Origin of the sequence: Thalassolituus hydrocarboniclasticus, from assembly GCF_025345565.1 — a bacterium.
GTDB lineage: Bacteria > Pseudomonadota > Gammaproteobacteria > Pseudomonadales > Oceanobacteraceae > Venatoribacter > Venatoribacter hydrocarboniclasticus.
Window position 1 is genome coordinate 2617217 of record NZ_CP054475.1, and the last position, 25405, is coordinate 2642621.

The 25405-nt window shown below is 52.9% G+C and carries 20 protein-coding genes; 10 read left to right on the forward strand and 10 right to left on the reverse strand.

Going from position 1 to position 25405, the window contains the following annotated elements:
* Position 1: 1 nt before the first annotated feature.
* The 4 genes from sufD to sufT all read left to right on the forward strand — a co-directional run bounded on the left by sufD (position 2) and on the right by sufT (position 3618).
* Positions 2–1372 (forward strand): Fe-S cluster assembly protein SufD, encoded by a 1371-nt coding sequence (gene sufD / locus HUF19_RS11680; protein WP_260996790.1) that lies wholly within the window; start codon positions 2–4, stop codon positions 1370–1372.
* Positions 1369–2601 (forward strand): aminotransferase class V-fold PLP-dependent enzyme, encoded by a 1233-nt coding sequence (locus HUF19_RS11685; RefSeq protein ID WP_260996791.1) that lies wholly within the window; start codon positions 1369–1371, stop codon positions 2599–2601. The genes sufD and HUF19_RS11685 overlap by 4 nt, the downstream gene beginning before the upstream one ends.
* Positions 2602–2614: 13 nt before the next feature.
* Positions 2615–3001: a HesB/IscA family protein gene (locus HUF19_RS11690; protein ID WP_260996792.1), complete on the forward strand. Its 387-nt coding sequence runs from the start codon at positions 2615–2617 to the stop codon at positions 2999–3001.
* An 89-nt stretch (positions 3002–3090) separates the two neighbouring features.
* Positions 3091–3618, forward strand: a complete 528-nt coding sequence (gene sufT / locus HUF19_RS11695; protein WP_260996793.1) for a putative Fe-S cluster assembly protein SufT — start codon at positions 3091–3093, stop codon at positions 3616–3618.
* 45 nt (positions 3619–3663) lie between these two features.
* Here the strand turns inward: sufT and HUF19_RS11700 are convergent, their stop codons facing one another.
* From HUF19_RS11700 to HUF19_RS11715, 4 genes are all read right to left on the reverse strand, one after another.
* Positions 3664–3981 (reverse strand): hypothetical protein, encoded by a 318-nt coding sequence (locus tag HUF19_RS11700; RefSeq protein ID WP_225690885.1) that lies wholly within the window; start codon positions 3979–3981, stop codon positions 3664–3666.
* A 12-nt stretch (positions 3982–3993) separates the two neighbouring features.
* Positions 3994–5844, reverse strand: a complete 1851-nt coding sequence (locus HUF19_RS11705; RefSeq protein WP_260996794.1) for a TIGR03545 family protein — start codon at positions 5842–5844, stop codon at positions 3994–3996.
* 4 nt (positions 5845–5848) lie between these two features.
* A complete protein-coding gene (locus tag HUF19_RS11710; RefSeq protein WP_260996795.1) occupies positions 5849–6355 on the reverse strand; it encodes a TIGR03546 family protein in 507 nt (168 codons plus the stop codon).
* 100 nt (positions 6356–6455) lie between these two features.
* Complete coding sequence (locus HUF19_RS11715) at positions 6456–7310, reverse strand: EamA family transporter (RefSeq protein WP_260996796.1); 855 nt, start codon at positions 7308–7310, stop codon at positions 6456–6458.
* A 573-nt stretch (positions 7311–7883) separates the two neighbouring features.
* Here HUF19_RS11715 and HUF19_RS11720 point away from each other — a divergent pair.
* The 3 genes from HUF19_RS11720 to HUF19_RS11730 all read left to right on the forward strand — a co-directional run bounded on the left by HUF19_RS11720 (position 7884) and on the right by HUF19_RS11730 (position 12879).
* Positions 7884–9014, forward strand: a complete 1131-nt coding sequence (locus HUF19_RS11720; RefSeq protein ID WP_260996797.1) for an efflux RND transporter periplasmic adaptor subunit — start codon at positions 7884–7886, stop codon at positions 9012–9014.
* Positions 9015–9029: 15 nt separating this feature from the next.
* Positions 9030–12143, forward strand: a complete 3114-nt coding sequence (locus HUF19_RS11725; protein WP_260996798.1) for an efflux RND transporter permease subunit — start codon at positions 9030–9032, stop codon at positions 12141–12143.
* Between the two features lie 154 nt (positions 12144–12297).
* Entirely contained in the window at positions 12298–12879 is a 582-nt protein-coding gene (locus HUF19_RS11730) for a chalcone isomerase family protein (protein WP_260996799.1), read from the forward strand.
* An 11-nt stretch (positions 12880–12890) separates the two neighbouring features.
* Here the strand turns inward: HUF19_RS11730 and HUF19_RS11735 are convergent, their stop codons facing one another.
* The 3 genes from HUF19_RS11735 to HUF19_RS11745 form a co-directional block, all read right to left on the reverse strand.
* Positions 12891–13331, reverse strand: a complete 441-nt coding sequence (locus tag HUF19_RS11735) for a DUF4124 domain-containing protein (protein WP_260996800.1) — start codon at positions 13329–13331, stop codon at positions 12891–12893.
* A 28-nt stretch (positions 13332–13359) separates the two neighbouring features.
* Complete coding sequence (gene recJ / locus HUF19_RS11740) at positions 13360–15066, reverse strand: single-stranded-DNA-specific exonuclease RecJ (protein WP_260996801.1); 1707 nt, start codon at positions 15064–15066, stop codon at positions 13360–13362.
* A gap of 117 nt (positions 15067–15183) precedes the next feature.
* The gene (locus HUF19_RS11745) at positions 15184–16032 is read right to left on the reverse strand and encodes a DNA ligase (protein WP_260996802.1); all 849 of its coding nucleotides are present in this window, start codon (positions 16030–16032) and stop codon (positions 15184–15186) included.
* A 184-nt stretch (positions 16033–16216) separates the two neighbouring features.
* On the opposite strand from HUF19_RS11745, the gene folK reads away from it, so the two are divergent.
* Positions 16217–16612 (forward strand): 2-amino-4-hydroxy-6-hydroxymethyldihydropteridine diphosphokinase, encoded by a 396-nt coding sequence (folK, locus tag HUF19_RS11750; protein ID WP_260996803.1) that lies wholly within the window; start codon positions 16217–16219, stop codon positions 16610–16612.
* Here the strand turns inward: folK and HUF19_RS11755 are convergent.
* From HUF19_RS11755 to HUF19_RS11765, 3 genes are all read right to left on the reverse strand, one after another.
* Entirely contained in the window at positions 16594–17307 is a 714-nt protein-coding gene (locus HUF19_RS11755; protein ID WP_260996804.1) for an SDR family oxidoreductase, read from the reverse strand. The two genes, folK and HUF19_RS11755, sit on opposite strands and share 19 nt — an antisense overlap.
* Positions 17308–17381: 74 nt before the next feature.
* Entirely contained in the window at positions 17382–19973 is a 2592-nt protein-coding gene (locus HUF19_RS11760) for a penicillin acylase family protein (protein WP_260996805.1), read from the reverse strand.
* Between the two features lie 279 nt (positions 19974–20252).
* Positions 20253–22757, reverse strand: a complete 2505-nt coding sequence (locus tag HUF19_RS11765; RefSeq protein WP_260996806.1) for an FG-GAP repeat protein — start codon at positions 22755–22757, stop codon at positions 20253–20255.
* Positions 22758–23340: 583 nt separating this feature from the next.
* On the opposite strand from HUF19_RS11765, the gene HUF19_RS11770 reads away from it, so the two are divergent.
* Both HUF19_RS11770 and HUF19_RS11775 read left to right on the forward strand, forming a co-directional pair.
* On the forward strand, positions 23341–24294 hold the full coding sequence (locus HUF19_RS11770; protein WP_260996807.1) for a helix-turn-helix domain-containing protein: 954 nt from the start codon (positions 23341–23343) through the stop codon (positions 24292–24294).
* Complete coding sequence (locus HUF19_RS11775) at positions 24291–25268, forward strand: helix-turn-helix domain-containing protein (RefSeq protein WP_260996808.1); 978 nt, start codon at positions 24291–24293, stop codon at positions 25266–25268. The genes HUF19_RS11770 and HUF19_RS11775 overlap by 4 nt, the downstream gene beginning before the upstream one ends.
* Positions 25269–25405 lie beyond the last annotated feature (137 nt).

A 25405-nucleotide genomic window follows, 5' to 3' on the forward strand; every position in this document is an offset into this window, starting at 1 on the left:
CATGGCAGAACAGTTTCACGCACAACAGCTGGCGCTGGCCACAGAGCAGGCCCGCAACCCGCTGCTGGCTGCCCTGAATGCAGCCGGCCAACAAGCCTTTGCCGCAGCGTCTGTGCCCAACCGTAAAACCGAAGCCTGGAAATACACCTCGCTGCATAACCTGCTGACCGGTGATTTTCAGCGTACTGCCAGCCAGTCGGAATTAACCGCCGGGCTGCGTGAAGTGGCAACTCTGGGCAATTTAAAAGCAGCACGACTGGTATTTATTAATGGCCGGTTAAGCAGCGAATTATCCGATGCCCTGGCGTTGCAACAGGTTACCCTGTTCAGCCAGGCAGATGCAGAGCAACAGGTATTAATCAGCCAGCATCTGGGCACTGTACTGGCGCAGGCCAGCAGCAGTAACAGCGGCAGCGCGCATTTATTTAATGACCTGAATAATGCCGCCCTGAACGATGGCGTACTGATTCACGTCGGTAAAAACCAGCGCCTCGAACAGCCGCTGCAGATCAGCTGGCTGAGCAGTAATAATCCGCAGCCGTTCAGCATCACCAGCCGTATGTTAATGGTACTGGAGAGCGGTGCCGAAGCAACGCTGGTTGAGCATTATGCTTCCGATGAACAGCCGCAGAACAGCTTTACCAACGCTCTGAGCGAGCTGGTGATTGGCGATAACGCCCGCCTGCAACATTACCGCCTGCAGTTAATGCAGGAAGATGCCCTGCATATCGGCAGCACTCATGTTGATCTGGCGCGTGACAGTCAGTACAACGCTTTTCATCTGGGCCTGGGCACCCGCCTGACCCGTAACGATATTGTGGTTAATCACAATGTTAGTGGCTCGCACTGCGAACTGAACGGCGTGTATATTCCGCAGAACCAGCAATTGCTGGATTTCCACACCTGCATTGAACACAAAGTGCCGCACTGCACCAGCAACGAAGTATTCCGCGGCATTATGAATGACAAAGCCCGTGCTGTATTTAATGGCCGTATTCATATTCATCCGCAGGCGCAGAAAACACTGGCCGAGTTAAGCAATAAAAACCTGTTGCTGACCAATACCGCTGAGATTTACACCAAGCCGGAACTGGAAATCTACGCCGACGACGTAAAATGCGCCCACGGTGCGACCGTTGCTCAGCTGGAAGAAAAAGCCATGTTTTATATGCAGAGCCGCGGCATCAGCAAAAAAGAAGCTGAAGTCATGCTCAGCTTTGGCTTTATTAACGAATTACTCGAAGCTCTTCCGCACGAAGACATCGCACTGGTATTGCGGCCATTACTGGCGCGCCGTTTTGGCCGCGATCAGTCGTTAAGCCGTCATCTGCTGGAAAATGAAGCTGCCGGTCTCAGCGGAGAAGACGCATGAGTACAATCAGCCCGGAACAATTAAACAGCATCCGCGAACAGTTCCCTGCCCTGCATCAGGAAGTGAACTGCAAGCCGCTGATTTATCTGGATAACGGTGCCACCACGCAAAAACCGAAAGCGGTTATCAATGCGCTGAGCCGTTATTACGAGCACGATAACTCCAATGTTCACCGTGGTGCTCATACCCTGAGTGACCGTGCGACTGAACATTTTGAAAACGCGCGTAAAACCGTACAGCGCTTTTTAAATGCGGCCAAAGCGGAAGAAATCGTCTGGACCCGCGGCACTACCGAGGCCATTAACCTGGTGGCAGCCACCTGGGGCCGAAGCAATATTAAAGCCGGCGACCGCATTCTGGTCTCCGGTATGGAGCACCACTCCAATATCGTGCCCTGGCAGATGCTGTGTGAGCAAAGTGGCGCCGAATTGCTGCCCATTCCGGTACTGGAAAATGGCGAGCTGGATATGGCCGCCTTTAAAAGCCTGCTGACTCCCGCAGTCAAACTGGTTTCGGTTGTACACGTATCCAATGCCCTCGGAACCATTAATCCGGTAGCAGACATTATTGCACTGGCCCATGCCAACGGCAGTAAAGTGCTGATCGATGGTGCGCAGGCCGTTGCTCACTGGGATATCGACGTACAGGCGCTGGATGCCGATTTTTACGCCTTTTCCGGCCATAAACTTTTTGGCCCGACCGGCATCGGCGTACTCTATGGCAAAGAAGCTCTGCTCAATGCTATGCCACCTTATCAGGGCGGTGGCGAAATGATTGAGCACGTCAGTTTCAGCAAAACCACCTACAACGTTCTGCCGTATAAATTCGAAGCCGGTACGCCCAACATTGCCGGCGCCATTGGTATGGCAGCCGCCATTGATTATTTAAATACCCTCGACCGTAAAGCTCTGGCAGCCCATGAAGATGCCCTGCTGGCGCGCGCCAACGAGCTGGCCGCTGAGATGGGCGGAATCCGCATTATCGGTAATGCCGCTCATAAAGCGTCAGTATTCAGCTTTATTCTTGAAGGTGCGCACCCGGCCGACGTCGGCACCCTGCTCGACCAGCAGGGTATTGCGGTACGCACAGGCCATCACTGCGCCATGCCGGTGATGGAGCAATTTAAAGTTCCCGGCACTGTGCGGGCGTCTTTCACCTTCTACAATACGCTGGAAGAAGTGGACGCACTGTTTAAAGGCCTGGAAAAAGCCAAACTGTTTTTACTCTGAGGATGGAAGGACAATGAGCACCGAAACCTTTGATCCAAATGCACAGCCAGCCACCTACGACCCAAATGCGGTTGCCAGCGCCAGTATGACGGAAGCGGCTATCAGCCATATCCGCAAACAGCTGGCGAAAAATCCGGCGATGAAAGGTATTCGTCTGGGTGTGAAAAAAAGCGGTTGTTCCGGCTTTAAATACGATATCGAATTTGTCGAACAGGCTCATGACGGTGATCAGACCATTCAGGTGGCCGACGATATTCTGCTGTTTATTGCCGCCGATGCTGCACCTTATGTACGCGGCACTGAAATTGATTTCAGCAAAGAAGGATTGAACAGCACCATTAAGTTCAACAACCCGAATGCCAAAGATCTCTGCGGCTGCGGTGAATCATTTTCGGTTTAACCGAAGCTGCTGAAATTTGTTGAAAATATCGCGGCAATAGCAACATTCATGAAGCGTCACGAGCGCAGTAGCTTCATACAGGAGTCAATGTGGAAAGAAGAATGGTCGTGGCGCACGCCACCTGCCCCGCCCGTATGGTGCCATCCGGTACGCCAACCACCATTCCGGCCGGCAGCTTTGTCACCATCAATCAGGCTCTGGGTGGCAATTACACCGTGACACTGAACGGCAATATGCTGCGCGTTGACGGTACCGATGCCGCAGCCCTGGGTCTTGAAGCCGAAGAAATTGAATTTGAACAGCGCAGCGACGGTCTGGTGCATGAAGATCAGATCCGTCAGGCGCTGCGCACCATTTATGATCCGGAAATTCCGATCAACCTGCTTGATCTGGGTTTGATTTACGGTATCGATATCGACAATAACGCGGTAAAAATCCGTATGACCTTAACCGCGCCAACCTGCGGTATGGGCCCGGTACTGATCTCCGATGTTAAATACCGTGTCGCCAAAGTACCGAATGTAGAACGCGTTGAAGTTGAACTGGTGTTCGACCCGCCATGGAGCCGTGACATGATGACCGAAGAAGCCCAGTTAGAAGCGGGTTTATTCTTCTGATAAAAAAACGGGGCATCAGCCCCGTTTTTTATTTCCGCTTTAGCCTCAGGCCTCCGGCTCTTTAGTCCCCGCCGGGTTCAGATCCAGCAGCATGTGTCCATAAATAGACTGGCTCTGCAGATCGACCACTATCACCATCGCTACGCCCTGATACTGGCTGTTGATCAGTACGTGTTCGTACTTATCTTCCATGCGGTACACATGGGTAACGTTACCGGCCCGGCAATCTGCAAAGGCAAAATCTTCGGGTGGAATCGCGGCAACGTATTCCCAGAAATCAACCACCGGCTCACCGGCTTCAACCCGCTGCGGGTTGATTCGGGTTTCATGAAATTCCAGCGGGTTCAGCTTACGGGTCTGCATGGTTATCTCTCGTTAAAACAGGTTTTTCAGTTTTTCTTTGGCTTTTTCTGCAGCTTCTTTTTTCTTACGTTCAGCGTCAGCTTTGGCAGCGGCTTTTTCACGCTCCGCTTTTTCACGGGCTTCACGCTCTTTCTGCGCCTGATAATCTTCAAGGTTCTGACCAGCCAGCTCTGACACTTTATTCAGGCGCTGGTCCAGCGAGCCTTCAAGCTGGTTGAACTCGCCCAGCTTACCGGCGTAATCACCGATATAGCCCTGCAGTTTCTGCTCCAGTCTGGCCTGCAGCTTCGCTTCCAGCTCCGCCTGTTTGTCTTTGAGGCGGGCACCAAAAGCAGCATTTAATTGCTTATCCAGATCTGAACCTAAACTGAAATCCGGCGAGGTGATTTTACCACTGGCTTTGGCATTCACATCAAACTGCTGCACGTTCGCCAGTGCCAGCCCCAGTTCTTTGGCAAAGGTTGTTTTTCCCTTACTGCTGAATTGAGTACGGCCAAACTGCGCATCACTCTGGGCATTCAGTTTACCCTGACTGACAACGGCCAGACCCTGTACCTGTACCAGTGACGAAGCCAGTTTGGCGCCGGCAACGCCCAGATTCATATCATGCAGTTGCCAGTCTTTGATCGTCAGCGTCAGTGTATCGGTACCCGGCGTTTTACGGTGGTCGAGTACAATATCCACGCTCATATCTTCAACCTGCTTTAAACCTGAGCCATTGATCAGAATCCGCGTCGGACGACCTAACACCCGAGGCTCACTGGTAATATCCTGCGCATTAATCAACAGATTTCCGGAAGCTGTGCTTGCTGTCAGCTGTGCATTACGCAGTAAAAAGCCCGGCCATGGATTATCCGACGGAAAATGCACAAAGCGGCCATCACGCGGAGCTTTTGGGCTTTCTTCCTCTGCCGCGCTGCCTGCTTCATCTTCAGCCAGATACGGTTTTACTTTTTCATACCAGTACAGGGCTTTCTCCGCCCATTCGCCGGCCTGATCACCAAACAGCAGAGCACTCATATTGGCAGCACCACCGGCATTCAGCTGGTATTTACCGCGAATACTGCTGATATCTTCACCCGGCGCTGCTTTTAATGCTTTGAGCTTGTCAGCGATATCGCTACGCGCCTCAGCCACTGCTTTTTTCGCCGTTGCAATTGCGGCTTTGTCATTTTTGAAACGGGCTTTCAGTTCATCCAGTTTTTTCTTACGCGCTTTAAAATCATCCAGTGATTTAAAGCTGCCGGACGTCAGCGCTTTGATTTCCTGCTCGTACTGGCTCAGGGCTTTATCATCCGGGACATTATTCAGTGCCTGATCTACCGCTTCTTTATGGCTGGCATAACTTTGCTCAAATTCAGCACCGGCCTGCTCAGTACGCAGGGATTCACGCGCCAGTATTTCATCGGCACTGGGGAGGTCCACGCTGCTGAAAGGCGAAGCGGTCTCTTCTTTGGCTGCAACCTGCTCTGCTTCATCTTCTTTTACTGCCTTTTTCTCCAGCGCGCCGGAGCTTGTACGGGCAGTGCCAAACTGCAGATTATCCACCGCCAGATCACTGATAATGGCTTTACCCAGAAACAGTGGCGCCAGCTCCAGTTCGGCGGTCGCTTTATCCAGCTGCAGAGCATTGGTCATCGGCTTGCGGCTGTCGGCAACCGTCAGGCCATGAATAACAAAACCCAGCGGACTTAAACTGAGCGACACACTGTCCACTTCCACTTTGGCATCGGCGGCATCGGAGCCAAACGATTCAATGCCTTTTTCGATTAACGGGCCGGCAACAAACCAGAACAGAGCAACCAGAACCAGGGAAATAACGATAAATGCGGCCAGGCCTGACCAGCGAATCCATTGCTTCATAGCCTTACTCCGCGATTGACTTGTACAGGTTGTAGAATTTCGAGGCTTTTAATACCTGAGCAATTTTCAGCTTATTAAACCAGGCCAGTAAGCGATGACGGTACAGATTGATCAGTACTTTACTGAGCACAAAAACCGGCACTGCAGCCAGCAGGCTGATGAGCAACCCACCCAGCACCAGTGAATGATTAAACGCGGTCATACGCCAGAAATCGCTCTGATACATGTCACGCCAGGTATCCACTAACGCCGGATTTGCCAGCAGACTCTCTCCCAGACGCGCCGAGTAAGGATCAATAAACCAGGCCAGCGCAGAAAAGGCAGCCAGCGCCAAAAAGAATGCACTCAGGTTAATACGCAACACAAATGCCAGCAGCAAAATAATGGCATTGTGCAGGGTAAACATGGGAGTCAGTGCGACGATCAGAGCGAATGAAAAGGCCAGCGCAATCTGGCCCGGTGCTGATTCAGAATTCAGCGCTTTCAGCAGTTTTGCCAACATACTCAACATAATGCATTCCCGGCATCCGATTTAATAACGCACACTATACCATGTGACCTGTGACGAAACAGTGGACGTCTCAGGTCAGATAAAAACACCGGAAAATACCTCAGGCTTTGCGTAAACGCAGTGCCATAAAGACACCGCTGATAATCAGCAGCATGGCCAGAATACTGAGCAGATCCGGTAATTCCGCCAGGATCAGGCTGCCCATTAATGTCGCCAGAACCGGCACCAACAACTGCAATTGCGCAGCCCGTTGCAGACCTAAGGACGGCAGCAACCGATACCAGCCCCAGTAACCTAATCCCGATGCCAGCACTCCCGAAATCAGCGCCAGCAAAACCCCCTGCCATGGCAGCGCATTTTTTAGTCCGTTTGTTACCGGATCAGCAAACCAGAATAACCAGACCATCAGCAACGGCAGCAGTAACAGAGAAGCGCTGACAAAAGCCCCCTGCACATCGCGCAGCGGTTGTGACGACCCCTGCCCCAGCACCACAAAGGCCGCCCAGCCCAGACCGGATAACAGCATTAATAAGGAAGGTCCGGGGTCCGGCAGCTCATTGCCCGGCAGCAACAACATCACCAGCCCGGTAAACGACATCAGCACGCCGAACAACGCCAGCCCCTGCAAGCGCTTACCCTGACGGTGAGAAACGACCAGCAAGCTGAGCTGCACGGTGGCAAACAGAATAAAAGCACCGACTCCGGTATCCAGTGCCAGATAGGCATAAGCAAAAGCCAGGGCATAAGTCAGCAACGCCGCACCGGTAAAAACGTCACGCCACTGCAGCGCCGGACGGCCGCTGAATGTCAGTAATAACGTCAGGGTCAGCGCTCCGCTGCCGAGGCGCAGCGCGCTGAACAGCAAAGGGTCCAGTTCATAAACCGAGAGCGCCCAGCGGCACAGCAAAGAGTTAGCGGCAAAGGCCAGCAACACAAGGGCGGTCAGTAACGGCACAGGTTCACCCTTTGGCACAGCACTTGAATAAGAATCATACTTTTTTGTCTTTTTTGTTAATTATGGTTTGTGCTCACCAGACAGATGGTTGAATATCGGCAACTGTTGCACGGGAGGCTGTAATGCATCATCCCGTCGCGGCCGGTTTATAGCGTCACAACGGCAAATAAGGTTTGTTTGCTGTGCGCTAAGAGCATAGATTGAGTCTGTACACAGCCCTGCCGCGGTTGCAAGAGCAATATCACGGAAAACCTGCATGCTGTGCAGCCTCACTGGCCGCTGAAGCCGGCGGGCTCCATCCGCTCCGCGGTTGACCGGGCGCTGGCGCCGCTGAAAACCCTGTCTGGCGACAGGATGTAAAGAACAGTAAGACAACGGACTGCGATTATTCCACACAAGTAAACAATCCATTCCGCAGGGCTCATCTAGTAACCAGTCAGCTGAGCCGTTATAAATTTGTCAGCAGATTAACAGCAGTGTTCTGTGGGCACGCCGGGAGAAATTCCGGCCTGCGCCACCACGCCAGATCAATAAGACTGCACAACGACGCAATCGTCACTTTACGAGGACATTATGGGAAAATTTGAACCACGTATCCGCTACAGGCTCCTTCTCGCAGCCGCCAGCGCCACCATACTGACACTGGCAGGCTGCAGCGACCAGCAGGCGGCGGCGCCACAGGCGATGCAAATGCCACCTCCTGCCGTTGATGTCGTGACACTGAAAAGTGAAACCCTGGAACTGAAAGATACCCTCGCCGGACGGGTATCAGCATTCCGCACAGCAGAAATCCGTCCGCAGGTTAACGGCATTATTCTGAAGCGCTTCTTTGATGAAGGCGCCACCGTCAAAGCCGGTGACAAGCTCTACCAGATTGATCCCAGCCTGTATCAGGCAGCCCTTGCCAGTGCCGAAGCCCAGCTGACCGTAGCCGAAGCAAATGCTTACGCCGCACGCCTGAAAGCCAAGCGCTACAAAGAGCTGTCGAAGAAATCGGCCATCAGTGCCCAGGAAGTGGACGACTCTGAAGCCGCAGCCAAACAGGCTGACGCTCAGGTTAAAGCAGCTCAGGCAGAGGTACGCAGCGCCAAAGTAAACCTCGGCTATACCGAAATCACGGCTCCGATTTCCGGTGTCATCGGTCGCTCGACCATTACCGAAGGTGCTCTGGTATCAGCCCAGCAGGCAACGGCACTGACCACCATCCGTCAGCTGACTCCTATCTATGTCGATATCCAGCGTCCGGCCGCTTCCCTGATGCGTATGAAGAACCCTTCATTGTCACGCAGCGTCACCGTGGAACTGGATGATGGCACTCCCTATGCAGACGTGGGTGAACTGCAGTTTGCCGATGTCAGCGTTGATCAGGGTACAGGTACCGTTAACGTCCGTGCACAGTTTGAAAACAAAGATGCCCTGCTGCTGCCGGGAATGTTCGTTCGTGCCAATGTTCCGAGCGCACTGATCGAGAATGCCATCCTGGTTCCGCAACAGGCGATTGTGCGTCAGGCCAATGCCACCACAACCGCTTACGTGCTTGATGACGCCAATGTTGTCAGTCTGCGTGGTGTTGAAGTCACCCGTGCAATTGGTGACAAGTGGCTGGTTAAAGCCGGTCTGAATGCCGGTGATCGCGTGATTATCAGTGGTCTGCAGAAAGTGAAACCGGGAATTACCGTCGCCCCGGAAGAAGCCAAGCCTTAAGGAGAGTCCTGAAACATGGCTAAGTATTTTATCGACAGGCCAATTTTTGCCTGGGTGATTGCCATCATCATTATGCTTTCGGGCATCATGTCGGTGATCACATTACCGGTACAGCAGTATCCAACTATTGCTCCGCCATCCGTGCGTATCAGCGCCAACTATCCGGGGGCTTCGGCAAAAACACTGGAAGACAGTGTCACCCAGGTGATTGAGCAGAACATGACCGGGCTGGACAACCTGCTCTACATGTCCTCACAAAGCAGCTCTTCCGGTAACGTCAGCATCACTCTGACCTTTGCCGCCGGAACCGATCCGGATATTGCTCAGGTTCAGGTGCAGAACAAGCTGTCTCTGGCCGAAGCCCTGCTGCCTCAGGAAGTGACCAAGCTGGGGATCAGTGTTACCAAGGCATCCACCTCGTTCCTGATGGTTGTTGGCCTGGTATCAGAATCCGGCGCCATGACCCGTTCCGATCTGGCCGACTATGCCAACAGCTATCTCAAAGATCCGCTGTCCCGTACTTCGGGTGTGGGTGAGATGCGGATTTTCGGCTCCCAGTACGCCATGCGTATCTGGCTGCAGCCTGAGAAACTGACGGCCTATGGCCTGACACCACTGGATGTGCGCAGCTCGGTGGGCGAACAGAACAGTCAGTTTGCCGCAGGTCAGCTGGGTGGTTTGCCTGCGGTTGAAAATCAGCAGCTGAATGCCACCATCATCGCCCAGACCCGTCTGGAAGCCGTGGAGCAGTTCGAAAACATTCTGCTGAAGGTGAATACCGATGGTTCTCAGGTACGTCTGAAAGACGTGGCCCGCATTGAACTCGGTGCCGAAAACTATGAAGTGGAAGGCTTCTACAACGGTAAGCCGGCCACCGGTATGGCGATTCAGCTGGCTTCCGGTGCCAATGCGCTGGATACCGCCAACGCCGTCCGTGAACGCATTACCGAGCTTTCCGCTTTCTTCCCGAAAGACATGAAGGTGGTGTACCCCTATGACACCACGCCGTTCGTGCAGATTTCCATTGAAGAAGTGGTACAGACCCTGATCGAAGCCGTTGTGCTGGTGTTCCTGGTGATGTACCTGTTCCTGGGTAATTTCCGCGCCACCCTGATTCCGACCATCGCGGTGCCGGTGGTATTACTGGGTACCTTCGGGGTAATGGCCGCCTTTGGTTACAGCATCAACACCCTGACCATGTTCGGTATGGTGCTGGCCATTGGTCTGCTGGTTGATGACGCCATTGTTGTGGTGGAAAACGTTGAGCGGGTAATGGACGAAGAAGGTCTGCCACCACGCGAAGCTACCCGTAAATCCATGGAACAGATTACCTCCGCTCTGGTGGGTATTGCCCTGGTTCTGTCGGCGGTATTCGTACCTATGGCCTTTATGAGTGGTTCGACCGGTGCCATTTACCGTCAGTTCTCGCTGACCATCGTGTCGGCCATGGTGCTGTCGGTGCTGGTCGCCCTGATTCTGACACCGGCACTCTGTGCAAGCATTCTGAAACCCGCTCATAAAAATGAACTGGAGCATCAGAAAGGATTCTTCGGCTGGTTTAACCGCACCTTCGCCAAAGGCACCAAAGGTTATGTGACCGGCGTTGAAGGTACGCTGAAGCGTCCGTTACGCATGATGCTGGTGTATGGCGCTATGGTTGCGGTACTGGTGCTGCTGTATGCCCGTCTGCCAACCTCCTTCCTGCCGGAAGAAGATCAGGGGGTTGTCCTTAACCTGGTACAGCTGCCACAGGGCGCCACCCTGACCCGCACCAACGAAGCCATGGATAAAATGCGTGAGCATTATATGAATGATCCGGCGGTTGAATCTGTCTTTACCGCCTCCGGCTTCAGCTTTGCCGGTATGGGTCAGAATATGGGTATTGGCTTCGTCAAACTGAAGCATTGGGATGAACGTCAGGACCCGGCTCTGTCAGCGAAAGCGGTAATCGGCCGTGCCTGGGGCGCTCTCAGCCAGCTGAAAGATGCCACCATTTACCCGATCAACCTGCCACCGATTCCTGAGCTGGGCACAGCTTCCGGCTTCGATGTGATGCTGCAGGACCGTAACAACTTAGGCCATGAGAAACTGCAGCAGGCGCGTAATCAGCTGCTGGGAATGGCTGCACAGGACCCGCGCCTGAGCCAGGTTCGTCCTAACGGTATGCCCGACGTACCTATTTTCCGCGTCGATATCGACTACGAGAAAGTGAAGTCTCTGGGCCTGAACATCAGCGATGTAAACTCAACCCTGAGCACCGCCTGGGGTGGTTCTTACGTCAACGACTTCATCGACCGCGGCCGGGTTAAGAAAGTATATATCCAGGGCGAAGCATCATCGCGCATGCTGCCTGAGGATCTTGAGCAGTGGTATGTGCGCAATAAAAACGGCGAAATGGTTCCTTTCACCGCCTTTACCACCACTCGCTGGGATTACGGTTCACCACGCCTGGAGCGCTATAACGGTGTTCCGTCGATGAACATTCAGGGTCAGGCAGCTCCGGGTCTGAGCACCGGTGATGCGATGCAGGCCATTGAAGAAATCGTCGCCAAGCTGCCGGCCGGTGTCGGTATTGAATGGACGGGGATGTCGTATCAGGAGCGCGTTGCCGGTTCTCAGGCACCACTGCTGTATGCACTGTCGCTGCTGGTTGTCTTCCTCTGTCTGGCGGCCCTGTACGAAAGCTGGTCGGTGCCGTTCTCCGTGATCCTGGTGGTACCACTGGGCGTTATGGGTGCCTTGCTGGCAGCCACTGGCCGCGGACTGAGCAACGACGTGTACTTCCAGGTTGGCCTGTTGACCACCATTGGTCTGGCTGCGAAGAACGCGATCCTGATCGTCGAATTCGCCAAATCGCTGGTTGAACAGGGTAAAGATCTGGCTGAAGCCACAATCGAAGCCTGTCGTATGCGTCTGCGTCCGATTCTGATGACCTCGCTGGCCTTCATTCTCGGCGTACTGCCACTGGCCATCAGTACCGGTGCCGGCGCCATGAGCCGCCAGGCTATTGGTACCGGTGTGATTGGTGGTATGTTGGCAGCAACCTTCCTGGCCATCTTCTTTGTGCCACTGTTCTACGTTCTGGTGATGAAACTCACCCACAAGCTGCGCGGCCAGAACGCGCAGTAAGTATCAGCGCCCGGTCTGTCCGGGCGCTTCCTTCATCCTTTTCCCTGACCCATGACAGGTCATAAAGGGACAGCATCATCTTTCGCTTGCACTTTTTGTCCTCATCGCACTACCCTCTGCAGCATTACGATAAATAACAATAAGAAGGTCTAATATGTTACGCACTCTGTTCATAACACTGCTGTTCACAGCAGCCGCTCCGTTATGGGCGATCACTGTCGAAAATGTCGACGTTCCCGAAATCGTTGCCGCCACCTCCGACTCACCGGAAATGACGCTGCGTGGCGCTTCTGTACGCCGGGTATATGGCTTTGTTGAAGTCTATGTGGGCGCTTTATATCTGCAGAATAACGCTCTTGAAGAACAGGAAATCATCCGTGTCGACGAGCCCCGCCGCATGGTGTTTTACGTGACCTCTGAACGGGTCAGTGCGCGGCGCTTTACCAACGCTATCCAGGAAGGTCTGGCCATTAACATCAGCAAAGATGAAATGGCAGCTATGGCTGACCGGGTCAGCCAGCTGGTCAATCTGTTTGATCACAAATTTGTCGAAGGTACTGTGGGTTATATCGAATGGGTTCCGGACCTGCAGGAGTCCCGCATCGTCATTGACGATACCGTGCGCGGCAGCGTTCCGGGCAAAGACCTGAACGATGCTTTGCTGAAGATCTGGATCGGCGATCATCCGGTCAGTGAGCGTTTTAAAGAAGAAGTGCTGGGTCACAGCAACAGCTGAACTGCCGGCTCTCAGTGACAATATTTTTTAATTTTGTCGTTCAGAGCATCACGCCGCCGGCGCTTTTTCTGCATCGCTTCAAGACTGGTTGAGCCATAGGGTTTGGCACTGAACATACGCAGATCGTAGCGCGCTTTTTCGCACTGGGCGGCGCGTTGCTGCGCCTGCTGTTGTTCTTTTTCCCGGGCCAGACGCTGTGCTTTGCGTCTGGCTTTATCGGCCTTCTCTTCTGCCCGGTAATCACGTCCTTCTGTCAGCGAACGTCCCTCCCGCTCAGCCTCATCCGCGTCATACTGATTCAGCGGTTTAAGCTCTACGGTTTCGGCATGCTCCTCTGCCGGCGGCCGGTCAGAAAACTGTAACCGTCCCTGCTCATCCACCCAGCGATAAATATCTGCCCGTACAGACAGACTGCTTAACAGCATTAAACCGATCAGATAGCGAATACTCATCCCTGAGTCCTCCGTCATAACATTACATCTATGCCACCAGTTCACGTACCAGCAGCTGCACACTCTGACGCCCGCGGAATTCATTCACATCCAGCTGAAACACGCAGTGCGCCCACTCAGCCTGAGGCTGTGGCCAGACTTTGGGGTCGATATTGAACCAGATGGCATCCAGTGCCAGATCTGAGCCTTTGGGCTGCAGCACCAGCTTAAGATGGCGCTCGCCGACGATACGCTGCTGCACTAAACGGAAATCGCCACTGAACAACGGCTCAGGAAATGCCTGCCCCCAGGGCCCGCCCCAGCGCAGCAGTTGCGCCAGTTCAAGGCTGAATTCTGCCGGGCTCAGCTCTCCATCGGTTTCAATCCGCTGCTGCAGCTGCGCGTCGCTCAGATGGCGGCGACAGACGTCATCAAATAAACGCGAGAATTCTTCCAGACCGCTGGCATGCAAAGTCAGCCCTGCGGCCATGGCATGACCACCAAATTTTTTCAGCAGATGTGGCGCGCGTTTATCAACCTCATCCAGTGCATCACGCATATGCAAACCGGGGATAGAACGCGCCGAGCCCTTCAGCATGCCCTGCTCATCCGCCGCCATGGCAATCACCGGACGATGCACTTTTTCTTTGATACGCGATGCCAGAATACCAATCACACCCTGATGCCAGTCCGGCTGAAACAGACATAATCCGGTGGGCAGGTTGTCGTCCGCCTCAAAACGGCTCAGATACTGCAACGCTTCGGCCTGCATGCCCTGCTCGATCTCACGCCGGTCACGGTTCATCTCATCCAGCGTCTGGGCCAGCTGCGCTGCCCGTCCGGCATCGTCACTGAGCAGGCATTCAATCCCCAGCGACATATCATCCAGCCGGCCGGCGGCATTCAGGCGCGGGCCAATAGCAAAGCCAAAATCGGCAGCGATAATGCGCGACGGCTCACGCCCGGCAACCTGCAACAGCGCCAGAATACCTGCACTGGCATGCCCGGCACGGATACGGCGCAAACCCTGCTCCACCAGAATGCGGTTGTTGTAATCCAGAGGCACCACATCGGCAACGGTTGCCAGTGCCACCAGATCCAGTAACTGCGCCATATTGGGTGCCGGCTGTGGTAATTGCCCAAGTTCCGCCAGACGCGCGCGCAGCGCCAGCATCAGATAAAACACCACCGTACAGCCGCAGGCAGCCTTACTGGGAAATTCACAGCCCGGCTGATTTGGGTTCACAATGGCGGCGGCATCCGGCAGGGTTGCCGCAGCCAGATGATGATCGGTTACCAGCACCGGAACTCCGGCCGCCTGTGCAGCCTCAATGCCTTCATGGGAGGCAATGCCGTTGTCCACCGTCATAATAAGATCCGGCTTCATCGGCAGTGCAACCTGCACCAGTTCCGGGGACAGGCCATAGCCAAAATCGAAGCGGTTAGGCACCAGGTAATCCAGATGGCGCGCTCCCAGCAAACGCAAAGCACGAATCGCCAACGCCGTGCTGCTGGCACCATCGACATCAAAATCGCCAACCACCAGTAAGCGCTTCTGCTGCGTCACCACCGGCAATAACAGCTCGACTGCAGCGGTGATGCCTTTCAGCAAAGAAAATGGCAACAGCCCCTGCAAACTGAGCTCCAGTTGTGCGGCATCGGCAATACCACGGGCAGCATAAACACGCTGCAGTACCGGATGCACGCCGGGCAACTGCAACCCGGCAGAGAAAGAGCGCTGACTGATCTGAACCATGAATTATCGTCTGAAAAAGAGGTGAACCTGCGTGCATAAGCACAGAGAAAGAACTGAGGCCGGCAGTTTACCAGCCCCGGTCTTGCTTGTCCGGCTGGCAGCGGGAGAATGGAGCGGCTACTCCTGTGGTCTTACCCGCACAAAACGGGCAAAGCGCGGCAGGCCATGCTCAGTCAGACCGTTATAAGAAAACGTTACCTGTGCACCGAGCGGTGGCGGCGAAAAACGCTCATCATCGCTGAAGCCGGTGCCAAGACGAAATTCACGGCCATCGGCAGTACGCACCACCAAAGCCCCTAATGCACCGCGGTATTTGCCCTCGCCGGGAACATAGCCCACCACTTCCGCCTCGCCATCTTCACTGAGTTTCAGCTTTAATAAATCGTCACTGCGCGCTACCTGATACAGTGACTGACTGCGGCGCAGCATTAAACCTTCACCACCGGCAGCGGTAATCATCTGCAGTTTTTTTTCCAGCTCCTGCTCACTGCCGATTTTAGTCTGGTCGAGAACTTTAAGCTGCGGGTTCGCCTGCTGCGCAACCAGAGTGCGTAATACCCATAAGCGTTCGGTAAAAGGTGCGGCCATCTGCGGCAGATCGAACACCATGTATTTTACTTTCATCCAGTCTTCGTCATCCGCCTGATGGCGTCTGACCAGACCACTGACAAAAGAAAACTGCCCGCGTCCGGCCCATAATTCGCCATCCAGAGGATTTTTAGGTAGCGCAGAAAGAAACCAGGCCGGCGCATTAACCGGCCGGCCACTGCGGGTTAACAGCTGCCTGCCATTCCAGTAGGCGCGCACGCCATCGAGTTTTTCACTGACATAATACTGGCTGACATCAATGCCCTTGTTGTACACCTTGGCCAACATCAGCGGTGGCGGAATCAGTTCCGATGCCACGACCAGTTGTGGCCACAGGCTCACCAATAACAACAGAGTCAGTACAATTGTATTTTCCATGGGCAGTCCTCCCTGAACGCACCATTGGTCTTCACTGCAATGCCGTCAATCAAGCAATTGCTCAGGCTAAATACCAGCCTTTTGCAGTGATTTTCAGACTTTCAGACGAGATGCTGACGGCTCTGTGCTTGACACCTGCAGCCTGAACCTTAATCCTTGCCTGTCATTTATTGATGTTTCGGTTATGCGATTTTATTTACTTGGCCTTGGCAGCAACATCGATCCTGAGCAGCATATGCTGCAGGCGCGTGAAGCATTAGCCTCTCTGGGCACACTCTGCGCTCAATCACCGGTACTGAGAAGCGCGCCAGTCGGCGATACCTTTCATTTTGAATTTAAAAATCAATTATTGATTCTGTCGTCAGAATTATTACCCGGACCGCTGAAGCAACGACTGCAGAAAATTGAAGTGGACCTTGGCCGTGAGCCTAAAAACCCGTCGCGAAAAATAAAAGACCGCACAATTGATATCGATATTCTAGCGATGGCGGCCAGCGCAGCGGAGTGTCGCAATACGCCGCTGGAAGAAAGTTATTACCGCGAATTGCAGCAATTATGGCATCAGGAAGAAAACGTCTGATCGTAACGGTTGGCAACAAAGCGCCCGCCATCGACACGCATCACCGAACCGGTCACCGCCTCAGCCTGCAGTAAATAATCGCAGGCCTGAACAATTGCACTATAGCCCAGCTCTTCACCGATCAGCGATTGCGACAGCACTTTTTTGCGGTACGCCTCATCATGCTCAGGTAAAAACTGAATCGGCCCGGGCTGAATCACATTGACCCGCACTCTGCCGGCCAGACGCTGCGCCATACTCAGGGCAAAATTCTGCAACCCGGCTTTTGCGGCGCAATAAGCGGAAAAACGCTGATTGGGAATATCGGCATAAATATCACTGATACACACCATCGATGCGCCCGGATTCCATATACTGTTCAGCGCTTCGCTAATCAGCGCCGGTGCCAGTACATGAACGCGCTGGTGCATTTCATGATGGGCAATCAGATCACTGGCGGCGGCATCGGGTACAAAGCAGGAAGCATTATGAATAACCGCATCAAAATTACCCAGTGCCGGTAATTTAAGGGCCAGCTGACGGATATCTTCACTGTCGGCCAGATTCGCCTGCAGACAGGTCAGCGCCGGATGAGCGGCTAATTCATTCGCGCTGTTGTAGTGCGCAACAACCTGCCAGCCCTGTGCCAGATAATGCTCGGCCAGAACTTTCCCCAAACGCCGGCCGGCTCCGGTAATCAGAATACGTTTGCTCATGATTTTTCCACGCACAAAAACAACAAAGCCGGTACGTTAACCGGCTTTATTGCAGCTGTCACGAATGTGTGAAATTACTCTGCGTGCAGTACACGTTCATAACTGAAGTGCGCTCTGACTTTTTCCGCATCGTTAAAAGGTAAATTGCGGTTTTTACGCGACAGCCACAGCTGAATACCGTCGTCGTAATGCGGCGATGCCGGATTACCGGACTGCCCGCCGGCGACAATCAGATTCAGCGGTTCCGGCTGGCTGAAATCGACGATCATACGCATCGCCGGAATATTCCAGACGGCATAATCCGAGCCTAAATCGTAGCCTGCCACATTCAGCGTATTACGGTTACCACCAGCCGGATACGGTCCGCGGTCGGTATATTCCGCCAGACTTTCCACCGCCGCGGCTTTCAGACCGGAGAGAAACGGCAGCATATGCGTGGTTTCAGTTTGCCAGTGATAAAACGCCAGATCTCCCCAGCGCCACTGGCTGTCATCACTACCCAATTGCTGTTGCAGATAAGGCCAGGTCGCCGCCAGTGCGCGGGCAATAATCTGCCCCGGTAATTCGTTATCAGCGGTATTGATATCATCCCAGAACGGTGCCCAGTTGCTGCCTTGTGTGCGCCCAAGTAAATGATCCTGATAACCGGAATAAGCACGGCCATTCATCGCCAGAAAGGCCTGCCACAGCTGGCCGTCTTCCGGCCCCAATTCGTCCATAAAAATCGCACGGATCAGATTGTGTTCGAAGCCACCCCACACCGCCGCGCTGCGTGAGCCTTGCGCCATATCGCCGTCAAATGCACGGATAATCTGCAGCACGTTCTCAGCATCAGCCTGCTGTGCCTGTGGTAAAGCTGCAATGCCATCGCGGATCATATTTTGCCACGCTTCAGACCCCCAGAGCTGCTGCACCTTGGCCACCAGAATATCGCGCCGGTCGGCCTGCATGGCTTCCATGCTGGCATAGTCGTGGCCACCGCCGTGCTGCGTCAGCATTTGCATAATGCGCTCGGAGCGTTCCGGGTAATACCAGGAACTGGTCAGGCGCGGGCTGTAATCAGCTGCCACCGTGCGGTTATTACCCGTGCCTGAATAACCGCTTTGCGGATTACGTGAACGCGGTGTATCGGCACCGCCCCAGTAACCCTGCCAGTCGTACTCGCCGGTCCAGCCAGGGCTTGGAAAATGGCCGCTTCCGGCTTTGCGTTTGGGATAATTCCCCGTCACCTGCCAGGCCACATTGTCTTTGTCACCATAAATCACGTTCAGATGAATAAAACCGACACCATTTAATGCCTGCTCAGCCTCATCCATGGTTTTGGCTTTACCCAGATTAAAAAAGGAATCGATGGTGTTATCCGGAAATTGCGCCGTCCAGCTTAATGCCAGACCGAATTCCGAGCTGGCCGGAATGGCGATCATTTCGTGTTTAGGTTTGCCTTTAATTGCGGCATTCAGCAATGGTCCATGGCGTGTGGACTGCACTTCAATAGTGACCGGTTCTGCACCTTTAACCTGAATGGTTTCGCTGCGACTGCTGACCGGATACCACTGTTCCTGATACAGATATTCGGTTTTGCCATCGCGCTCGCGCAATTTCTCCAGAAACACATCCTGGGTATCCGCCATCACCATGGTTTCACCCCAGCCAATATGGCCGTTGTAGCCGGCAACCAGTGCCGGAATGCCCGGCAAGGTAATGCCCACACCGCTGTATTCCGGGCTTTTTACCCCCATCAGCATCCAGGTCGACGGATGCGATAACAACAGGTGGGTATCGTTGGCGATCAGGGTCGCACCGGCGGCGGTTTTATCTTTATGCACGCCCCAGTTATTGGAGGCGGCAATACCCTGACCGTTAATCCGCTTCAGCTTCTGCTCAACCGCGGCCAGATATTCCAGTTGCTCTTTAACAGCAACCACCGGGCTTTCAGCGCCGGCCAAATCCACAGCGGCAAGCTTGTTGGCTTCTGCCAGGTCGATGGGTTCATCCGGATAAATCGGCGCCAGATACGCGGCTTTTTCGACACCCAGTTTTTCTGCCAGCTGCAGAAAGCCCAGCTCTTCATGCAGGTTAAAACCCACCCCCAGATTGAGCATCACAAACAAGCCCAGCGTGTTGGCGGGCTGCCAGGCTTCCGGCTGATAATCGTTAATCATCAGCTCCAGCGGCAGACGATCGCGGTGGCTGTTAATGTAAGCGTTCACCCCGGCGGCAAAGCCCGTCAGGTGTTGCTTCAGCTCCGGGCTTAATGCGGCATAGCGCTCTTCGATAATCTGCGGAATACCCAGGGTACGCATGTAGATATCCATATCCAGCGCGATATCGCCGGTCATCTCCGCCAGACGGCCACGCGCCAGCAGATTCATCGATACCATCTGCGCCAGACGGTCTTCTGCCATGGCATAGCCGATGCCGAAGGTCAGATCCTGCAGGCTTTGCGCCTCAATAAAAGGCACGCCGTAGTCATCGCGACGGATACTGACGTCTTCCTGCAGACCGCGAACCTGAACCACACCCACAGCAGGATCAAGATTGCGCTCGCTGATCCAGTCAAACACCTGACCGCAGCCGGTTAAGGTTAATAAGGTGGTGGTTGCCAGAAACGGCAGAAACAAGGCCTGACGCAGACCTGAAAGCTTTTTATATTTTTTATTATTCACAGAGATACCCGTGCCGCAGTTGCGACTCATAAGAAAAGGTGAGAACGCAGCGGATTATGGCGGGCAGGCCAGAGAGCGAACAGGGACTTTTGTGCCAAACAGGCACTGAGTGAACTAAAGCCAAAAAAGCACAGACAGAAACACAGACAGAAACACAGACAGAAACAGATCCGGCAGACAATAAAAAATCCGCCGGCTGTCACCACCCGGCGGATTAGGTTTTTACAGGTCAGGCCAGCTCAGGCATTACACCACAAGCCGGCCTGCCAGCTAACGCGATCAGTACAGATACACCGCGCCAGACCCTACAGCGTTGTTATTAGTTTGATCGCCATTAATACCGGTAGCGCTACTCGCTTCTTCTGACGCACCCACGGCCAGGGTCTGGCCATCCGCCGATAACGCGACCGAATTGCCAAAAAAGTCAAGTTCACCGGTATTCGAGGCCTTAATATAGGCCGGCTGCGCCCAGCCAGCCTCTGTGCGCTGAAACAGATACACCGCACCAGATCCAGGAGCAGCATCATCCATTTGCTCACCATTAATACCGGTTGCGCTGCTGCTTTCGACCGGAGCGCTTACCGCCAGGCTGTCGCCATCCGCCGATAAGGCGACTGCATGGCCAAAGTGATCGTCTCTGCCGGAATTAGAGGCCTTAATATAAGCCTGCTGCGCCCAATTCAAATCGGTGCGCTGGAACAGATACACCGCACCTGCCCTATTAGCAATGTTATCAACCTGATCACCACCAACACCGGTTGCACTGCTGGCTTCACCCCAAGCGCCTACCGCCAAAGTAGAGCCATCAGCAGACAGTGCGAGGCTGCTGCCAAAATAGTCATCTGCATCGGTATTAGAAGCCTTAATATAGGCCAGCTGCGTCCAGCTCAAGTCGGTGCGCTGGAACATATACACCGCACCTGCGTATCTCAAACTGTCATCCGTCTCATCACCACCAACACCGGTTGCACTGCTGGCTTCACGATAAGCGCCTACCGCCAGAGTGCTGCCATCGGCCGACAATGCGACTGAACTGCCAAACTCGTCTCCTTCCCCGGCATTCGAGGCCTTGATATAAGCCTGCTGTGCCCAGCTAAGGCCTGCACGCTGGAACATATACACCGCACCTACGCCTCCAGAACTGTTATCTGTCTCATCACCACCAACACCGGTTGCGCTGCTGCGTTCACGGGGTGCACCCACCGCCAGGGTAAAACCGTCGGCCGATAACGCTAACGAACGGCCAAACTCATCGCCGGCATCCGTATTCGAAGCCTTGATATAAGCCTGCTGCGCCCAGCTCTCGCCTGTGCGCTGGAAAACATACACCGCTCCTGCATCGCGTGCAGCGTTATCCTGCTCAGCGCCAGCAGCATCCACGCCCCCGATGCTGCTGCCTTCATTAAAAGCGCCAACCGCCAGTATCGAGCCATCGTCTGACAATGCCAGACTGATGCCAAAGATGTCCCCTTCATCGGCATTCGAGGCTTTGATATAAGCCTGCTGTAGCCACTGGCCATGGGTCAGGCGGAACACATACACCGCACCGACGCTATAGCCACGGATATCTGACTGCTCAGCATCAATACCAGAGTTAAGGTTACTCTCCCCTGGCATACCTATCGCTAGCGTACTGCCATCGGCCGATAACGCTACGGCAGTGCCAAACCAACCAGCGGCATACCCGTCATCAGGATAATTCCATCCCCAATCAACCCGCGCGGCTTTAACATAGCCCACCGCGTCGGCCAGGCTTCCCTGGGCTGTTACTTCAGCGGAGGTGCGGCAGTCTTCATAACCATCTGACAGATTACAGGCCTGTAATCTGTAGCGGGCATTCACACGCAGAGGCAGAAACACCGAATGCTGATAGCCGGTTGTATCGGCGGGTAACGTCTGAATCTGGGTGAAATCCTGCTGGCCGTCCAGGCTTTCCAATAAGCGGTATTCGGTTTCTTCGGCAACATCCTGCCAGCTGAAACTGAAGGTTTTTGTCGCCGTCAACGACAGACTCAGTACCGGGTCCGCGGGAATAAAGCTCGCCTCTACCGTGCAGTCGGCCGTAATGGCCCCGGTGGTATAGGTGCTGCCCTGCAGCGTACCGTCACAGCCCGACACGCCATCAATGCGGTAACCATTGTCTGCTGTAATCTCAAAACTGGTGGTGGTTTCGGTATCCACCACCTGTGCCGTGTCCGGGCTGATGCTGCCGCCTGCGCCAGCATTGACAGCAACGCGGTGAGTCCGCATAAAGCTGGCTTCTACCGTGCAGTCAGCCGTAATGGCTCCCGTGGTATAGGTGCTGCCCTGCAGCGTACCGTCACAGCCTGACACGCCATCAATGCGGTAGCCATTGTCTGCTGTAATCTCAAAACTGGTGGTGGTTTCGGTATCCACCACCTGTGCCGTGTCCGGGCTGATGCTGCCGCCTGCGCCAGCATTGACAGCAACGCGGTGAGTCCGCATAAAGCTGGCTTCTACCGTGCAGTCAGCCGTAATGGCTCCCGTGGTATAGGTGCTGCCCTGCAGCGTACCGTCACAGCCTGACACGCCATCAATGCGGTAGCCATTGTCTGCTGTAATCTCAAAACTGGTGGTGGTTTCGGTATCCACCACCTGCGCCGTGTCCGGGCTGATGCTGCCGCCATTACCCGCTGACGGAGTAACACTGAAACTCGGGTCGTCACTGCTGCTGCCGCCACCACAGGCCGATAACAACGCACTGACGAGCGTGATCTGAACCGCAGACGCGACAGAGCGCGCCTTAACATGCCTTTGATTCATTCTATATCCTTTAGTATCCGCAAAAATTAATGGCACAAAAAAACACGCTGTTTGCTATAAACAGCGTGCGATATCGGCACAAAAATGTTTTCTAATGATACAGATAACAACTGATATCTGACGGGCAAAAAATGCAATCAATCTTTCATTTTGTCTCAAATTACTCCGATTTCTCTGGTCATATAAGTGACATAAAGGAAACAAAAATAACCCGGGCAGAATATTCAAATAAAAACAGAAACAAAGCCTAAAAATACGAAAAACTCAAGTGTTCTTAACGATGAAAAGCGGCCAGATATAGCACCTGCAACCTTTAACTCTCCATCGTCAGTCACTTTAAAACTGATAACCATTATCAAATAAAGCTAATAAGAGGGGTGATCCTCTTGAATATTTCACAGTTTTACACAACACCTGACCAGTAAAATTAAAAATATCAACTAAATCTGTTTTTACTTTACAATATCCAATAGAATGAAAAAAAAGTTAATTTCCCCAGGAAAATACCGGGGAAGAATAAAACAAGCCCTGAGCGCAAGCCTGATACCCGTCAAAGCAAGCACCCAAATCCTGATCTTACGGAATGGTTACCCAATTGTTTTCAGAAAATATTTATTTAAAGCCAAATGCCAGGTTATGTAAGAAAGTGTCAGCGTCACAGATCAACTTACACTTTCTTCATGGCTTTATTGGTTTTCAGGGCCATGCAGAAGATCTTTCCTTGTCTGACAGTCCATTTAATACAGGCATGTCTGTTGCGCTCATCCGGGTTAATAACGGCCATCTGAAGCTTAATGACCAGCATCTTTTAACGGATAGGTTTTATTTATGTAATCTCCATGCTATCCGCCATATAAGCACTAATGAATGCTCTTTTTTTGGCATGCTGATTCCTGGCCTTCAGGTTGACCTCAATAGTCTCATTAACAGTAAGACCGTGATTCTGATGAATAACGATGACTGGCTGGAGAACAACCTCTGCTTTGATCTGCATCAACTTTTTACTGCATTAAACGAGCAGGATTCACTGCGTGCAACAAGCATAAGTCAGATTATCAGCGGCTATCTTTTCGAGACGATTAACAGTGAACTCGAACAGAATGCCTGCGAAAAGAAACTAACAGATAGTTATTACAGACTACTTTCTTATATTGGCAGAAACCTGAATTCACGCAAGCTGGGCATCAACATGCTGACAGAGGCAACGTTTATGTCACGCGCGGGTATTTATCGTCTGACCAATCACTTCGGCGGAGCCATCGGGTTAATCAATCATATGCGCTCAACACTCGCACTGATTGACATTCTGAATGAAGACCGGGCTGACATATCCTTCAAAGATGCATACCCTAACTATGGTTTCAGCTCTTACGGTTGCTTTCTTCGTGCTTTCAGAAAAATTCATGGTGTCCCTCCGGGTGACATCAGAAAAAACGGATTGAAGTCATTACATCAAGACAATGAATCCGGTCAAAGCCATGCCCAAAAACCGCGTTTCTATGCATGGTTCCGGAGCTATTTCATCTGGAATATATGATGAAAAAGGATCTTTATTTTCAATATGCTATTGGTGGCAATCACTCTATGAGCAGCACAGAGGGCCAGTGGGATAAGGCTCTGTCTCCTTTTTTTAAAGTCCAGACAAAAATTAACCCGCATCCGCCCCCGGAGAATCAGGCAGAAACCTGCACTACCGATGGAATGACCATTCTTTGCCTGGAAATACACCAGGAAGTATTGCTTCAATCTCAAATAAACGCATCGCTGCAAGAAAATGCATCCGCTGTCTTAGTGTATACAGAGCAAGGCAGCGCAGAGTTGTTTACCTGCAGCCAGAACATAAAAATTAACTGCGGCGAGACATTTATTATTGAAAACAGCCAGCCTTTTATTCTTCGGGCTGACACATGTCGCCTGAGATTGGTGATATTTAACCTGCACCTTATATCGGCCATTTATCCACTGATAAAAATGACGCGCATCATGCCGTTAAGCCATAACAATAAAGCAGAACTATTGCAGCACTTTATTCGGGATGAGTTTGACCGGTTCCGGAATCTGAACAGTTCTGGTTATACAATACGACAGGAAACAGCCAGCCATATTCTGCGGTTAATGGTACAGGATCAATATCTGGCCAGAATCCGCAACAGCCATGAAAAAACCATGGCGGTGCAAAAATACTTAGCTGCAAATATATTTCAGCCCGACATCACCGCAGCCACCCTGTGTAAAGAACTCGATATATCGACTTACGAACTGCAGAAAATTATGCAACCTCACGGTGGCCTGAAGCAGTACATCAACAAGGCCAGAATTGAGGAATTTTGCAGAAAACTACACCAAGGTATCGACTACTCTTACAACCTTTATGCGCTGTCACTTGATCTGGGATTCAGGTCTGAATCAGCCTTCCGGCGGATATTTAAAAGTGTAACCGGCGTCGTGCCGAGTAAGTTCTTAAGTGATATCCATAACCGCATTAACCCGTCTCCAGGTCATTCTGAGTAAGACAGAATCCGCAATCATCGTTATTAATACAATCAAGCCTGCAGCATCCATGGTTTATATTTTCAGCAATATATCCAGCGGAGCTGAACGCGCAAGCCTGAGAAAAATGGCACATATACCAGCAAACGAATAAAGGC